We start from the raw sequence: 14538 nt of genomic DNA, 5'->3' as shown, positions 1-14538 counted from the left end.
CCCGGCGGCTTGCGTGCCGTTGTTCCGTGTCAGTGGAGGCGCATTATAGGGAGTTCTTCTGAAGTGACAAGAGGAAATTTAAAAAAAGTTTCTGACCGTGTTTTTTTTCACCAAAAGCGATGAGTTCAAGCTACAAATTGTTCTATTTGATGTATCTGCAACCACAATCACACCTGAGATGGCATAATTAACCGCATCAATATTTAAGGAATAAAAGCGATGCCATTAAGCGCACAACAGCTGGCAGCTCAAAAAAACCTGTCCTATGTGCTGGCAGAGAAACTGGCGCAGCTGATCTTAGCGGGTAAATATGCTCCAGGTAGCATCCTGCCCAGCGAGATGGAGCTGGGAGATCAGTTTGGCGTTAGCCGTACCGCCGTTCGCGAAGCGGTAAAAACATTAACGGCGAAAGGGATGGTGCTTCCACGTCCGCGCATTGGCACCCGCGTTATGCCTCAGGGAAACTGGAACTTTCTCGATCAGGAGTTACTCACCTGGTGGATGACCGAAGATAACTTTAATCAGGTCGTCGATCACTTTCTGGTCATGCGCAGCAGTCTTGAGCCTCAGGCCTGCCTGCTTGCCGCCACGCTCGGCACAGCCGAGCAAAAAGCGCAGCTCAATACTTTGATGGAAGAGATGGTGGATCTGAAAAAGCACTTTAACCGCGAGCGCTGGATAGCGGTCGATATGGCCTGGCATGAACATATCTATAATATGAGCGGAAATCCTTTCCTGACCTCCTTTGCTTCTTTATTCCATTCTGTGTACCACACTTACTTTACCTCTATCACGCAGGATGAGGTGGTGAAGCTGGATCTGCATCAGGCGATAGTCGATGCCATTCAGGAGAGCGACGGGCAGCGAGCCCTGAGTGCGTGCCAGGCGTTGCTGGCCGCGCCAACCCACCAGCAGGTAAATAAATGACAGAGAAAAAAGCACGCAGTATGGCCGGACTGCCGTGGATTGCAGCCATGGCGTTCTTTATGCAGGCACTGGATGCCACTATCCTCAATACCGCCCTTCCCGCCATAGCCCAAAGCCTTAACCGCTCCCCGCTGGCGATGCAATCCGCCATCATCAGCTACACCCTGACGGTGGCGATGCTTATTCCGGTCAGCGGCTGGCTAGCCGATCGTTTTGGCACACGCAAAGTGTTCATGCTGGCGGTGACGCTGTTCACGCTCGGTTCTCTGGCTTGCGCCCTCTCCACCTCGCTGACGGAACTGGTTATCTTCCGCGTTCTACAGGGGATAGGCGGCGCGATGATGATGCCCGTCGCGCGTCTGGCGTTATTACGCGCCTATCCGCGCAGCGAACTGCTCCCGGTGCTCAACTTTGTGACTATGCCTGGCCTGGTCGGCCCGATACTTGGCCCGGTTCTCGGCGGCGTACTGGTGACCTGGGCTAGCTGGCACTGGATCTTCCTGATTAATATTCCGATTGGTGTGGCAGGGCTGATTTATGCCCGCAAATATATGCCGAACTTCACCACGCCAAGACGCAGCTTCGATATGGGTGGTTTCTTCCTGTTTGGCCTGAGCCTGGTCCTGTTCTCCAGCGGGATGGAGCTGTTTGGCGAGAAAATCGTAGCGACGTGGCTGGCGCTGGCCGTCATCCTCAGCGGTATTCTGCTGTTCCTTCTATATATACGTCATGCGCGTCGCCATCCGACACCGCTTATCTCTTTATCTCTGTTTAACACCCGAACGTTCTCCGTCGGGATCGCGGGCAATATTGCCTCGCGTCTGGGCACGGGCTGCGTACCGTTCCTGATGCCGCTGATGCTCCAGGTCGGTTTCGGCTATCCGGCCCTGATTGCTGGCTGCATGATGGCACCCACGGCGATGGGCTCAATTCTGGCAAAATCGACGGTCACGCAGGTGCTGCGCTGGTTTGGCTATCGTAAGACGCTGGTTGGCGTGACGATCTTTATCGGATTGATGATTGCGCAGTTCTCCCTGCAATCTGCGGCGTTACCAATCTGGATGCTGATCCTGCCGCTGTTTGTGCTGGGTATGGCCATGTCGACGCAGTTTACGTCGATGAACACCATCACCCTTGCGGACCTCACCGACGAGAATGCCAGCAGCGGCAACAGCGTACTGGCGGTCACTCAACAGCTGTCGATCAGCCTCGGGGTTGCCGTGAGCGCGGCGGTACTGCGGTTTTATGAAGGGTTCGAGGGAACTAATACCGTTGAGCAGTTCCACTATACCTTTATCACTATGGGCGCGCTTACCGTGGTATCGGCGGTGGTCTTTATGTTGTTAAAACCAAAAGACGGCCGGAACCTGATTAAAGAGCGTCACAAAGAGAAGGCTAAACCGAACCGCGTTCCATCAGAACAGGAGTAAGCTGCAAACGTTGCTGTTGCAGCGTGGGCTGGGCCATGCGGTGGATCAACACATCGATGGCCAGCTCGCCCAGTTCATCTTTCGGCTGATGGATGGTGGTCAGCGGCGGCGTCATGTAGCGCGCCAGTTCGATATCATCGTAACCGACGATCGCCATGTCGTCCGGAACACGTAATCCCGCCTGATACAGCGCCTGATAAGCTCCGAATGCCATCGCATCGTTACCGATAAACACCGCCTGCGGGCGCAGCTCTTGCGCCAGCAGTTTCTGCATTGCTTCAAATCCACCGTTAAATTCGAAATCGCCGGTGATGCGATAGCCATCAGGAATGGCAAGCCCCGCCCGTTCCATGGCCGAAAGATAGCCTTCCAGACGCAGGCGCGCCGGGGTTTTATCCAGCGGGCCGGTAATACAGGCAATGCGGGTATGACCTTTATCGATCAGATGCTGAGTCGCCATATCGCCGCCCAGCAGCGAGTTATCCTGGATCAGATCGCTGGTGCCGTCGAACGGCGCCCAGTCCATCATCACCGTGGGAATAGAAGGATAACGCTGGATGATCTCTTTCGAGGGTTGATGCGTTTCGGTACAGAGCAGCAGCAGCCCGTCGACGCGTTTTTGCATCAGCGTTTCCAGGTTACGGTTCATGCGCTGCTCATCGCCTTCGGTATTGCACAGCACCAGGCTGTAGCCGCGCTCGAAGCAGCTGCGCTCCACGCCGCGCACCAGTTCAGAATAAAAAGGGTTGGTACTGGCCGTGATCAGCATGCCGATGGTGCGCGTCTGGTTGAGCTTCAGGCTGCGGGCCAGCGCAGACGGCGCATAGTTGAGTTCTTTAATTGCAGCGTCAACTTTCTCCCGAATCGCCTCGCTGACGAAGCGATCGTTATTGATTACGTGGGAGACAGTCGAGGTAGAAACGCCCGCCATACGGGCGACATCTTTCATTGTGGCCAAGCGTTACCCCTGCTGACTTAAGAATTCATCAATCTCTTTACGCCATGGAACAGAAGGCTGAGCGCCTTTACGCGTCACCGCAATCGCAGCGGCGGCATGCGCGAAGCGGATCGCGTCATCCATTGCTTTTCCTTCCAGCAGCGCCGTTACCAGTGCACCGTTGAAGGTGTCTCCTGCGGCGATGGTATCAATGGCTTTGACCTTAAAGCCCGGTACGCGACGGCCTTCGCCATTGACGCTAGCCCACACCCCACGGCTGCCGAGGGTGATGATTACGGTGCCGATGCCTTTTTCATGCAGTGCAAGCGCGGCACGCGCTGCATCGTCATCATTTTCGACACGGATACCCGTCAGCTTTTCCGCTTCGGTTTCGTTCGGGGTGATGATATCCACCAGCGCCAGCAGCTCATCTGATAATACACGGGCAGGCGCAGGGTTAAGTACGACAGACGTATGATTTTCATGCGCAATTTTCGCGGCGGCCAGCACGCTTTCAACCGGTGACTCCAGCTGCATCAGCAGGGCTTCCGCTCCGGCGATGATTCCACGCTGCGCTTCGACGCGTTCAGTCGTTAACGCGGCATTAGCCCCCGCATGAATACCGATGACATTCTCACCTTCCGCATTGACGAAAATCAGCGCCACGCCGGTAGATTCCCCTGCAACCACGCTGACGGGTGCAATGTCGATGTTGTCGCTTGCCAGCTGTTTGCGTACGCGCTCGCCGGTATCGTCATCACCTGTACAGGCGATAAACGCGATATTCGCCCCGCTGCGTCCGGCGGCAACCGCCTGGTTTGCGCCCTTACCGCCGAACGCCACCTGATACTGATTGCCAGTGACGGTTTCGCCCGGAGTGGGGAACGTTTCAAGGTTAAGAATGTGATCGGCATTGATACTGCCAAGGACGACGAGGTTGCCTGCGGTTTTCATGTATTGAGGTGTCCATCTGAGAGCGCCACCGGTCTTACCCGGTGGCGTATGCCACACTTTTCTTTTATTTGGTGTCCCTCAGGCAGCCAGCGACTGCCTGAATCGCCTTTACTGCTTAATGACCAGTTTCAGGTCAACAGGATATTTGGCCTGAACTTTTTCGCCCTTCAGCACTTTATCGGCAGTTTGCACGCCAGTCGCGCCAATCTGCTCAGGCAGCTGAGCGATGGTCGCAGCCAGTTTGCCATCATTTACTGCTTTTTCACCATCCGGCGTGCCGTCAAATCCGACAACCATCACATCTGATTTACCCGCAGTCTGGAGCGCACGCAGCGCACCGAGCGCCATTTCGTCGTTCTGTGCGAATACCACCTGCACATCAGGATGCGCGGTCAGCAGGTTCTGCATGACGTTCAGGCCCTTTGTACGGTCGAAGTCTGCCGGCTGGCTCGCCAGCACGTTGAATTTGTGCGCCGCTACAGCCTGCTGGAAGCCTTCACCACGTTCACGGGCTGCGGAAGTCCCGGCGATACCCTGCAACTCGATCACTTTCGCGCCTTCACCTGCTTTCTTCGCGATGTAGTCACCGGCGATTTTACCGCCCAGTACGTTATCAGACGCAATGTGGCTGACCACATCCCCTTTCGTTGCCTGACGGTCAAGGGTGATGACCGGGATCTTAGCCTGGTTTGCCATCTTCACGGCATTACCGACCGCGTCGGAATCGGTTGGGTTGATCAGCAGGATTTTGGTACCACGAACGGTTAAGTCCTGAACGTTAGCCAGCTCTTTCGCCGGGTTGTTCTGAGAATCCAGCACCACCAGGTTGTAGCCCAGTTTATCTGCTTCTTTCTGCGCGCCATCCTTCAGGGAGACGAAGAACGGGTTGTTCAGGGTAGAGACAACCAGCGCGATGGTGTCCTTCGCCATGGCGTTAGCACTTACGGTTGCGCTCAGCGCGACAGCAGAAACCAGGGTAGCCAGTTTTTTCATGTTCATATCTAAGATGTCCTGTAGTGTCGTCAGTTACTGTTTTTTGTTGTCTACCAGTACCGCCAGCAAAATCACCACTGCCTTAACGATCATCTGGTAATAGGAGGAAACACCTAACAAATTCAAACCATTATTCAGGAAACCGAGGATCAGTGCGCCGATCAATGTCCCAACAATGCGACCTTTACCACCCGCAAGGCTCGTACCGCCCAGAACCACTGCCGCGATGGCATCCAGCTCATAGCCCGTACCCGCCGTTGGCTGCGCGGAAGAGAGGCGCGCCACTTCGATGATGCCCGCCAGAGACGCCAGCAGGCCGCACAGGGAGTAAACGATAATTTTGACTTTATTAACGCTGATACCGGACAGGCGCGTTGCCGCTTCGTTACCGCCCAGCGCATAGATATAACGACCCAGACGGGTATGGTGCAGCATGTACCATGCCGCCAGGAAGACGATAGCCATGATCCAGACCGGGGTCGGGACACCCAGCGGGCGACCGATACCGAACCAGCCAAACAGATCGGCGTTATCGGTAAAACCGGTATTAATCGGGCTACCGTTGGTGTACACCATGGTCACACCGCGCAGCAGCAGCATCATCACCAGCGTGGCGATGAATGCCTGAACGCGACCTTTCGCCACAATCACGCCGGTTACGGCGCCAATTGCCGCACCTGCCGCCAGGGCAGCGGCAACGGCCACCAGCGCGTTGACCTCAATACCAACAATCGACGCGGCGATCGCGCCGGTGAGGGCCAGCAGGGAACCGACGGACAGATCGATACCCGAGGTCAAAATCACCAGCGTCATCCCCACCGCCATAATGGCGTTGACGGAGGTCTGCTGAAGAATGTTGAACAGGTTATTGACGGTAAAAAAGTTGGGGCTCATGGTCGAGACAATCGCGATCAGCACCAGCAGGGCAATCAGCGATTTTTGTTCCATCAGCCATGCCTTTGTGAAATAGCGGCGACCAGAAACAGCCTGGGTAGTCATCTTCTTACTCCTGATTCACGCGATTAAGCTTGCCCACAGCGGCAGCCATCAGAACTTCCTGGGTGGCCTGCTCGCGAGTGAATTCACCGCCGAGATGCCCTTCATGCATGACGATAATGCGATCGCTCATGCCTAATACCTCTGGCATCTCGGAAGAGACCAGAATGATGCTCAGACCGTCGGCCTTGAACTGGTTAATCAGCTGATAGATCTCTTTCTTCGCGCCCACGTCCACGCCGCGGGTAGGTTCATCAAGGATCAACACTTTTGGGCGCGTCATCAGCCCGCGGGCAATCGCCACTTTCTGCTGATTCCCGCCGGACAACAGGCCAATCGCCTGCTCCATCGATGGGGTTTTAACGTTAAAGAGACGGATAAAATCGCTGACCGCCTGCTGCTCATCTTTGTGTTTCAGGCTGCCGCCGCTGCGGCTGAAATAGCCTAGCGCCGTCAGGGACATGTTCTCTTTCACCGACATGCCCAGCACTAAGCCGTCGCGCTTACGGTCTTCGGAAATATAGACAATGCCGTTCGCCAGGCCATCCTGCGGCGAGCGGGTGACCACCTCATGGCCGTCAAGGGTAACGTAGCCGCTGGTGCGCGGCAGTGCGCCATAGAGCACTTTCATCAGTTCGGTGCGCCCCGCGCCCATCAGGCCCGCGACGCCAAGGATCTCGCCCTTGCGCAGAGTAAAGGAGACGTCATTCACGCCCGGCCCGCAGAGGTTATCCACCTTCAGGCGGATTTCTCCCGGCGCTTTCTCCAGATGCGGATACTGATCTTCGAGCTTACGTCCCACCATCATTTCAATCAGGGTATCTTCGGTCAGGGTTGCCACTTCGCGCTCGGCAATAAACTGCCCGTCGCGAAAGACGGTGACGTCGTCGCAGATCTCGAAGATCTCTTTCATGCGGTGTGAGATATAGACAATGCCGCGGCCCTGGGATTTCAGCTCACGGATCACGCGGAACAGGGATTCGGTTTCGGTATCGGTCAGGGCGTCGGTCGGTTCATCCATAATGATGACCTTCGACTCGAAGCTCAGCACCTTCGCGATTTCCACCATCTGCTGATCGCCGATGGAAAGGTCGCCCACCAGTCGGTCGCTCTTAAAGCGCAGATTCAGCTTCGCCAGCAGTTTGTCAGCTTCGGCATACATGGTTTTCCAGTCGATTTTGCCAAACCGGTTCACGAACTCACGGCCGAGGAAGATGTTCTCCGCAATGGTGAGCTGCGGGATCAGGTTCAACTCCTGGTGGATGATGCCGATGCCCGCTTCCTGAGAGGATTTCGGGCCGTTAAAGGTGGTCTCTTTACCCAGCCACAGCAGCGAACCGGCATCGCGTTGGTAGATACCGGTCAGCACTTTCATCATGGTGGATTTGCCGGCGCCGTTTTCGCCCACCAGCGCCATGACGCGCCCGGAATAGACGTTCAGCGCCGCACCGGAGAGGGCTTTTACGCCCGGGAACGACTTATCGATCCCTTTGAGTTGCAGTAATGCGTCCATGATGGCCTCAGAAGGTGACGCCAGCACAGAGAATGATATTCGCATACGGGGAGCACTCCCCGCTGCGAATCACCGCCTGACTGTCTGCGGTTTGTTGTTTGAACTGCTCGTGCGTTGTGTAACGAATTTCTATGGTGTTTCCCTGGTGCTGTTGCAGTTGCTCAATGTGGCTGAGCAACGTTTCGTGGAGTTGCGGATTATGTTGTTTGATTTCCGCCGCGAGAATGGCCGCCTCAACCTGCATCTCCGCGGTGACCACTTCCAGTACCTGCATGAACGAGGGTACGCCCTGCGTTAACGCCATATCGATACGGGTTGTGCTGCGCGGAACCGGTAAGCCTGCATCGCAAACCACCAGCGTATCGGTATGCCCAAGACGGGAAATCACCGATGAGATTTCTGAGTTGAGTACTGTGCCTTTCTTCATTTTTTGCTCCACTAGCGAAACGTTTCGCTAAAAACAGTGTAGCCGCAGAAGTGTTCAGAAAACCATCATGACGTAACGGATTTGTGATCAACGTCGAAACGTTTCGCTAAGTGAAATGCAATAGAGGAAAATTGCCCGGCGGCGCTACGCTTGCGCGGGCCTACGGGTCTGGTAGGCCGGGTAAGCGCAGCGCCACCCGGCATATTCAGAAGGGTTAAATCTCGACCTGCGTCCCCAGCTCAATCACGCGGTTAGGCGGGATCTCAAACTGGTCAGGCGCACGCAGGGCGTTACGTTGCAGAATGAGATACAGCTTGCCGCGCAGGCGCAGATACCATGGGCGCTTGCCGATGATCAGCGACTCATGGGACATAAAGAACGACGTCTCCATCATGCGGCAACTCAGGCCTTCCAGACCGCAGCGGTGGAACACCTCTTCCACGTTCGGCGTTTCGCGCCAGCCGTAGCTTGCCACCACGCGCCAGAAGGTTGGGGACAGCTGTTCAATCTGTACGCGACGCACGTTGTGAACGTACGGCGCATCTTCGGTACGCAGCGTCAGCAGGATCACGCGCTCGTGCAGCACTTTGTTGTGCTTGAGGTTATGCATCAGCGCAAACGGGATCACGTTCAGCGCGCGAGACATATACACCGCCGTGCCCGGCACGCGCACCGGTGGGGACTTCTCCAGCGAGGCGATCATCGCCTCAAGAGAGTTACCGTGCTCGTGCATACGACGCAGCAGGCGGAAACGTTCGCTCTTCCACGTCGTCATCACAATAAACATCACCAGACCCAGCGTCAGCGGCAGCCAGCCGCCGGAGACAATCTTGTCGAGGTTCGCAGAGAACAGCGGCACGTCGATGCAGAGGAAGCCAACCAGGATCAGCCCCACGAGGAACTTATTCCAGTGCCAGTTACGGTACGCCACGGTGGTGGAGAGAATAGAGGTCAACACCATCGTTCCGGTTACCGCGATACCGTACGCCGCCGCCAGATTACTGGAGTGCTCAAAGCTGACGATAACAATCACCACCGCGAAATAGAGCAGCCAGTTGACGAAGGGAATGTAGATCTGGCCAGACTCCATCTCCGAGGTATGGATAATGCGCATTGGGGAGAGATATCCCAGACGCACGGCCTGACGCGTCAGGGAGAATACGCCGGAAATGACAGCCTGAGAGGCAATGACCGTCGCCAGCGTCGCCAGGATCAGCATCGGAACCAGCGCCCAGTCCGGCGCCAGCAGGAAGAACGGGTTTTTAATCGCTTCAGGGTGTGCAAGCAGCAGCGCGCCCTGACCGAAGTAATTCAGCACCAGTGAAGGCAAGACCACGCTAAACCAGGCGACGCGAATAGGGAGTTTCCCGAAGTGGCCCATATCCGCATACAGCGCTTCAACACCGGTAATGGACAGCACCACCGCGCCCAGCGCCACAAACGACACCACTTTATATTCAAGGAAGAAATGCACCGCCCACATTGGGTTCAGCGCGTGCAGGACATCCGGGTTGGCGATAATACTGCGTAAGCCCAGCGCCGCCAGGATCAGGAACCAGGCCAGCATAATAGGCGCGAACAGCTTACCCACCAGCCCGGTACCGTGTTTTTGTATGGCAAACAGCAATGTCAGCACGATAATAGCGAGTGGCACCACCCACGTATCAAGCTGTGGCGCGACAATCTCCAGCCCCTCTATGGCCGACATTACAGAAATCGCCGGCGTAATCACGACTTCTCCATAGAAGAAGCTGCCGCCAATCAGGCCGATGATGACCAGCACGGAGGTCATTCTTGCAGACGTATTGCGCCCGGCAAGGGACATCAGGGTCAGAATACCGCCCTCGCCCGCGTTATCAGCCCGCATTACGAAAGAGAGATACTTAAGGGAGACCACCAGGATCAGCAGCCAGAAGATGAGCGAGAGGAAACCAAATACGGCGTCACGCTCTACACCAAAACCAAACTGACCGGACAGACATTCACGAAGCGTATAAAGCGGGCTGGTGCCGATATCACCGTAGACAACCCCGATCGCCGCAAGCGTTACAGCGGGTAATGATTGCTTATTATCAGTGCTCATAGACTAGTCTTTTCGTTTGAATAACAAATGTGTGCTTAGTCCCTTGGCCCACAAAAAGCGCACAGTATGCACGATTCAATGCAAAATCGTACCCCTAAATGCAGCCGCATTAATGTAGCGCAAAGAAAATAGCGCCGCACTTCAGCCTATTACCAGGCCAGACCGAAACGTCTATACTCGCTTCAATTAGCCGCCACGACGGCGAAAGGATGCAAAACTATTATGGCTCACTCACATTTATTAGCAGAAAGAATTTCCCGCCTCAGCAGTGCGCTGGAGAAAGGCCTTTACGAGCGTAGCCACGCCATTCGCCTCTGTTTACTGGCGGCGCTGAGTGGGGAAAGCGTATTTCTGCTGGGCCCGCCGGGCATTGCCAAAAGTCTGATCGCACGCCGCCTCAAATTCGCTTTCCAGAACGCGCGCGCATTCGAGTATTTGATGACGCGCTTCTCCACGCCGGAAGAAGTTTTCGGCCCACTCTCCATTCAGGCGTTAAAAGATGAGGGACGCTATGAACGTCTGACGGCGGGCTATCTTCCGGAAGCGGAAATTGTCTTTCTTGATGAGATCTGGAAAGCCGGCCCGGCCATTCTGAATACCCTGCTGACGGCAATTAACGAACGCCGCTTCCGCAACGGCGCCAGCGAAGAGAAGATCCCCATGCGCCTGCTGGTGGCCGCATCTAACGAACTGCCCGAAGCCGACAGCAGCCTGGAAGCGCTGTATGACCGTATGCTGATCCGTCTGTGGCTGGATAAAGTCCAGGATAAATCAAACTTCCGTTCCATGCTGGTAAGCCAGCAGGATGAAAACGAAAACCCGGTGGCAGCGTCATTGCAGGTCACGGACGAGGAATACCACCAGTGGCAGGAGGAGATCGGCAAGATAAAATTGCCCGATCCCGTTTTTGAGCTGATCTTTATGCTGCGCCAGCAGCTTGATTTACTGCCCTCCGCGCCGTACGTCTCCGATCGTCGCTGGAAAAAAGCCATTCGCCTGCTCCAGGCAAGCGCGCTGTTTAGCGGCCGCGATGCTGTCGCTCCAATCGATCTGATCCTGCTGAAAGATTGTCTGTGGCATGACGCAGAAGGGATGAACCTGATGCAGCAGCAGCTGGACGTTTTGATGACCGGACACGCGTGGGGTCAGCAGTCGATGCTCAATCAGCTGGGGGCGATTGCCCAACGTCGCCTTCAGCTCCAGCAGCAGCAAAGTGACAAAACCGCGCTGAAGGTGAACCGTCTTGGCGGGATGTTTGCCCGTAAACCGCACTATGAACTGCCCGCCGGGCTGACTGACGCCTCGCTCACGCTTCTTCTTCAGCAACCGCTGAAGCTTCATGATATGCAGGTTGTGCACGTGACGATCGAACGCGTTGCGCTGGTTCAGTGGCTGGATAAAGGCGGTGAGATCCGCGGTAAACTCAACGGTATAGGCTTTGCACAGCCGCTGTCGATGGAAGTCGACAGCAGCCAGCACCTTGTGATCCGTGACGTCAGCCTTCAGGGATCGCGCCTGGCGCTGCCGGGCACGGCCTCCGATACTGTTCCGGAGGAGATTAAACAGCAGCTCGACGCGCTGGATAACGAATGGCATCAGCAGCACACGCGCTTCAGCGAGCAGCAGAAATGCCTCTTTATCCATAGCGACTGGTTAGGTCGCATTGAAGCCAGCTTGCAGGATGTCAGCGCGCAGATCAAACAGGCGCGTCAATGCTAACGCTGGACACGCTCAACGTCATGCTGGCGGTTAGCGAGGAAGGGTTGATCGAAGAGGTCGTCATTACCCTGCTCGCTTCACCGCAGCTGGCGGCCTTCTTTGAAAAATTCCCGAAGCTCCGAAAAGCAATGACGGACGATCTGCCCCGCTGGCGCGATAACCTGCGACAGCGGTTTAAGGAGACGGAAGTCCCGCCGGAACTGACAGAGGAAGTGGCTGGTTACCAGCAGTGCCAGCGGCTTTCAACGCCGCAGTTTATTGCCCAGCTACAGCAAACCCTGACGCTGCTTGATAACGTTCACTCCCCGTTTGCCAGCCAGGCCAGAGCGCTGGTCACGGACAACCCCAGCTTTACTCCCGCCCTGCATACGCTGTTTTTACAGCGCTGGCGTCTGAGCCTTGTGGTCCAGGCCACGGCCCTTAATCAGCAGTTGCTGGACGAAGAGCGCGAACAGTTGCTCAGTGAAGTCCAGGAGCGAATGACCCTGAGCGGCCAGTTAGAACAGGTGCTGGTGGAGAATGAAAACGCCGCCGGTCGACTCTGGGATATGAGTGCCGGCCAGTTAAAGCGGGGCGATTATCAGCTGATCGTGAAGTACGGCGACTTTCTGGCGCAACAGCCGGAGCTGATGAAGCTTGCAGAACAGCTCGGCCGCTCCCGGGAGGCCCGGTCGGTCCCAAAGAAAGATGCGCCGATGGAGACCTTCCGTACGCTGGTACGCGAACCCTCCACCGTACCGGAGCAGGTGGACGGGCTACAGCAAAGCGATGACATCCTGCGCCTGCTGCCTACGGAACTCAGCACGCTGGGCATGACCGAACTGGAGTATGAGTTTTATCGTCGGCTGGTGGAAAAACAGCTCATTACCTATCGACTGCATGGCGAAGCCTGGCGCGAGAAGATCAGCCAGCGTCCGGTGGTACACCAGGATTTTGATGAGCAACCGCGCGGCCCATTCATTGTTTGCGTCGATACGTCTGGATCGATGGGGGGCTTTAATGAACAGTGTGCAAAAGCGTTCTGCCTGGCTCTGATGCGCGTGGCGCTTGCCGATCGTCGTCGCTGCTACATCATGCTCTTTTCCAGCGAAGTTGTTGGGTATGAACTGACCAGCCCACAGGGGCTGGAGCAGGCGATCCGCTTTTTAAGCCAGCGCTTTCGCGGCGGCACCGATCTGGCCAGCTGTTTTCGCAGCATCATTGAGCGCATGCAGGGCGGAGACTGGTACGACGCGGATGCGGTGGTGATTTCCGATTTTATCGCCCAGCGGCTGCCGGACGACGTCGTGAATAAAGTGAAGGAGATGCAGCGCGTGCACCAGCACCGTTTCCATGCCGTGGCGATGTCTGCACATGGAAAACCCGGCATCATGCGCATCTTCGATCACATCTGGCGCTTTGATACCGGGTTGCGTAGCCGCCTGCTCAGACGCTGGCGACGTTAATTAAAGAAGAGAACCGACGCTCTCACGTACCTGCTGCGGCCAGACCCCACACTGTACCTGACCAATGTGAGAGAGTTGCAGCAGCAGCATGGTCAGACGAGACTGGCCAATCCCACCGCCGATGGTCTGCGGCATTTCACCGCGCAGCAGTGCCTGGTGCCACTCCAGTTGCAGACGATCTTCATCACCGGTCACGGCCAGCTGACGCTTCAGTGCTTCAGCATCCACGCGGATCCCCATCGAAGAGAGTTCAAACGCATCTTCCAGAACCGGGTTCCAGACCAGAATATCGCCGTTCAGACCGGCATATTCGCTTTCGCCCACGGTGCTCCAGTCATCGTAATCCGGCGCACGGACGTCGTGACGTTTACCATCAGACAATTTCCCGCCAATGCCGATAAGGAATACCGCGCCCAGCTCTTTGGCGATCGCGCGTTCACGGCCTTTGGCATCCAGATCCGGGAAACGGCTCAGCAATTCCTGACTGTGAACAAAGTGGATCGTTTCCGGCAGGAACGGTGCCAGACCAAACTCTTTGCTCACGGCCGCTTCGGTTGCTTTGATCCCGGCGTAGATCGCCTCAACAGTGGATTTCAGCGTACCGACGTGACGCTCGCCATCTCCCATTACGCGCTCCCAGTCCCACTGGTCAACGTAGACAGAGTGAATCGGGGAAAGGCGGTCTTCATCGGGGCGAAGGGCTTTCATGTGCGTGTAAAGCCCTTCGCCCGCGCTGAAGTCGTGTTGTCCCAGGGTTTGACGCTTCCACTTCGCCAGGGAATGAACCACTTCGAACTGGGCGTCTGGCAGTGTTTTCACTTTTACCTGTACCGCTTTTTCGCAACCAGACAAGTTATCCTGCGTCCCGTCACCCACGCGGCTCAGAATCGGCGCCTGAACTTCAATAAGGCCAAGCTTCTCTTCCAGCTGGCGGGAAAAATGGGATTTTACGAAACTGATCTGGCGTTGTTTTGCGATGTAAGCGGTTTTCATTATTTATACTCCTGCGTCCTGTTGATACTGATTAAGCAACAGAACAGGCGCTTAATTCAATAACCCATCAACAAAAAGCCGCCTTCACTTTTGATTCGTTAAAATAAGACGCTAGAATAGA

At 55.9% G+C, this 14538-nt stretch carries 12 protein-coding genes; 4 read left to right on the top strand and 8 right to left on the bottom strand.

Annotation, left to right across the window (positions count from 1 at the left end; genetic code table 11):
• Window positions 1-219 precede the first annotated feature (219 nt).
• Both ACOTYH_RS17680 and mdtD read left to right on the top strand, forming a co-directional pair.
• Entirely contained in the window at window positions 220-927 is a 708-nt protein-coding gene (locus tag ACOTYH_RS17680) for a FadR/GntR family transcriptional regulator (RefSeq protein ID WP_003862405.1), read from the top strand.
• Window positions 924-2357, top strand: coding sequence for a multidrug transporter subunit MdtD (gene mdtD, locus ACOTYH_RS17675; protein ID WP_015570156.1), 1434 nt, complete (start codon window positions 924-926; stop codon window positions 2355-2357). The genes ACOTYH_RS17680 and mdtD overlap by 4 nt, the downstream gene beginning before the upstream one ends.
• Here the strand turns inward: mdtD and rbsR are convergent.
• The 7 genes from rbsR to kup all read right to left on the bottom strand — a co-directional run bounded on the left by rbsR (window position 2323) and on the right by kup (window position 10260).
• Window positions 2323-3315 carry a ribose operon transcriptional repressor RbsR gene (gene rbsR, locus ACOTYH_RS17670; RefSeq protein WP_017694038.1) on the bottom strand — a complete coding sequence of 331 codons (993 nt, stop codon included), beginning with the start codon at window positions 3313-3315 and terminating at the stop codon, window positions 2323-2325. The two genes, mdtD and rbsR, sit on opposite strands and share 35 nt — an antisense overlap.
• A 3-nt stretch (window positions 3316-3318) precedes the next feature.
• On the bottom strand, window positions 3319-4248 hold the full coding sequence (gene rbsK / locus ACOTYH_RS17665; RefSeq protein ID WP_015570155.1) for a ribokinase: 930 nt from the start codon (window positions 4246-4248) through the stop codon (window positions 3319-3321).
• Window positions 4249-4356: 108 nt separating this feature from the next.
• On the bottom strand, window positions 4357-5247 hold the full coding sequence (gene rbsB / locus ACOTYH_RS17660) for a ribose ABC transporter substrate-binding protein RbsB (protein ID WP_126765682.1): 891 nt from the start codon (window positions 5245-5247) through the stop codon (window positions 4357-4359).
• Window positions 5248-5274: 27 nt separating this feature from the next.
• Window positions 5275-6240 (bottom strand): ribose ABC transporter permease, encoded by a 966-nt coding sequence (rbsC, locus tag ACOTYH_RS17655; RefSeq protein WP_003862395.1) that lies wholly within the window; start codon window positions 6238-6240, stop codon window positions 5275-5277.
• Window positions 6241-6244: 4 nt separating this feature from the next.
• On the bottom strand, window positions 6245-7750 hold the full coding sequence (gene rbsA / locus ACOTYH_RS17650; protein WP_015570154.1) for a ribose ABC transporter ATP-binding protein RbsA: 1506 nt from the start codon (window positions 7748-7750) through the stop codon (window positions 6245-6247).
• A 7-nt stretch (window positions 7751-7757) separates the two neighbouring features.
• The gene (rbsD, locus tag ACOTYH_RS17645) at window positions 7758-8177 is read right to left on the bottom strand and encodes a D-ribose pyranase (RefSeq protein WP_003862392.1); all 420 of its coding nucleotides are present in this window, start codon (window positions 8175-8177) and stop codon (window positions 7758-7760) included.
• A gap of 214 nt (window positions 8178-8391) precedes the next feature.
• Entirely contained in the window at window positions 8392-10260 is a 1869-nt protein-coding gene (kup, locus tag ACOTYH_RS17640) for a low affinity potassium transporter Kup (protein WP_006808744.1), read from the bottom strand.
• Between the two features lie 222 nt (window positions 10261-10482).
• Here kup and ravA point away from each other — a divergent pair, with 222 nt between their 5' ends.
• Window positions 10483-11979 carry an ATPase RavA gene (gene ravA / locus ACOTYH_RS17635; protein WP_003862389.1) on the top strand — a complete coding sequence of 499 codons (1497 nt, stop codon included), beginning with the start codon at window positions 10483-10485 and terminating at the stop codon, window positions 11977-11979.
• Complete coding sequence (viaA, locus tag ACOTYH_RS17630) at window positions 11973-13424, top strand: ATPase RavA stimulator ViaA (RefSeq protein WP_015570153.1); 1452 nt, start codon at window positions 11973-11975, stop codon at window positions 13422-13424. Before ravA ends, viaA begins: the two co-directional genes overlap by 7 nt.
• On the opposite strand, the gene asnA is transcribed toward viaA, so the two are convergent.
• Window positions 13425-14417 (bottom strand): aspartate--ammonia ligase, encoded by a 993-nt coding sequence (asnA, locus tag ACOTYH_RS17625; RefSeq protein ID WP_003862385.1) that lies wholly within the window; start codon window positions 14415-14417, stop codon window positions 13425-13427.
• Between the last annotated feature and the right edge of the window lie 121 nt (window positions 14418-14538).

It is taken from the genome of Enterobacter cloacae complex sp. SHL001 (assembly GCF_049236825.1).
GTDB lineage: Bacteria > Pseudomonadota > Gammaproteobacteria > Enterobacterales > Enterobacteriaceae > Enterobacter > Enterobacter hormaechei_C.
Note: the sequence above shows the minus strand (reverse complement) of the source record. Positions and strands in the feature narration are given on the sequence as shown.

Excerpts from the sequence above, each read along its gene's own strand:
- ravA (WP_003862389.1), top strand. The coding sequence starts at position 10,483 with ATGGCTCACTCACATTTATTAGCAGAAAGAATTTCCCGCCTCAGCAGT.
- rbsA (WP_015570154.1), bottom strand. The coding sequence starts at position 7,750 with ATGGACGCATTACTGCAACTCAAAGGGATCGATAAGTCGTTCCCGGGC.
- rbsD (WP_003862392.1), bottom strand. The coding sequence starts at position 8,177 with ATGAAGAAAGGCACAGTACTCAACTCAGAAATCTCATCGGTGATTTCC.
- mdtD (WP_015570156.1), top strand. The coding sequence starts at position 924 with ATGACAGAGAAAAAAGCACGCAGTATGGCCGGACTGCCGTGGATTGCA.
- ACOTYH_RS17680 (WP_003862405.1), top strand. The coding sequence starts at position 220 with ATGCCATTAAGCGCACAACAGCTGGCAGCTCAAAAAAACCTGTCCTAT.
- viaA (WP_015570153.1), top strand. The coding sequence starts at position 11,973 with ATGCTAACGCTGGACACGCTCAACGTCATGCTGGCGGTTAGCGAGGAA.
- rbsK (WP_015570155.1), bottom strand. The coding sequence starts at position 4,248 with ATGAAAACCGCAGGCAACCTCGTCGTCCTTGGCAGTATCAATGCCGAT.
- kup (WP_006808744.1), bottom strand. The coding sequence starts at position 10,260 with ATGAGCACTGATAATAAGCAATCATTACCCGCTGTAACGCTTGCGGCG.
- asnA (WP_003862385.1), bottom strand. The coding sequence starts at position 14,417 with ATGAAAACCGCTTACATCGCAAAACAACGCCAGATCAGTTTCGTAAAA.
- rbsB (WP_126765682.1), bottom strand. The coding sequence starts at position 5,247 with ATGAACATGAAAAAACTGGCTACCCTGGTTTCTGCTGTCGCGCTGAGC.
- rbsC (WP_003862395.1), bottom strand. The coding sequence starts at position 6,240 with ATGACTACCCAGGCTGTTTCTGGTCGCCGCTATTTCACAAAGGCATGG.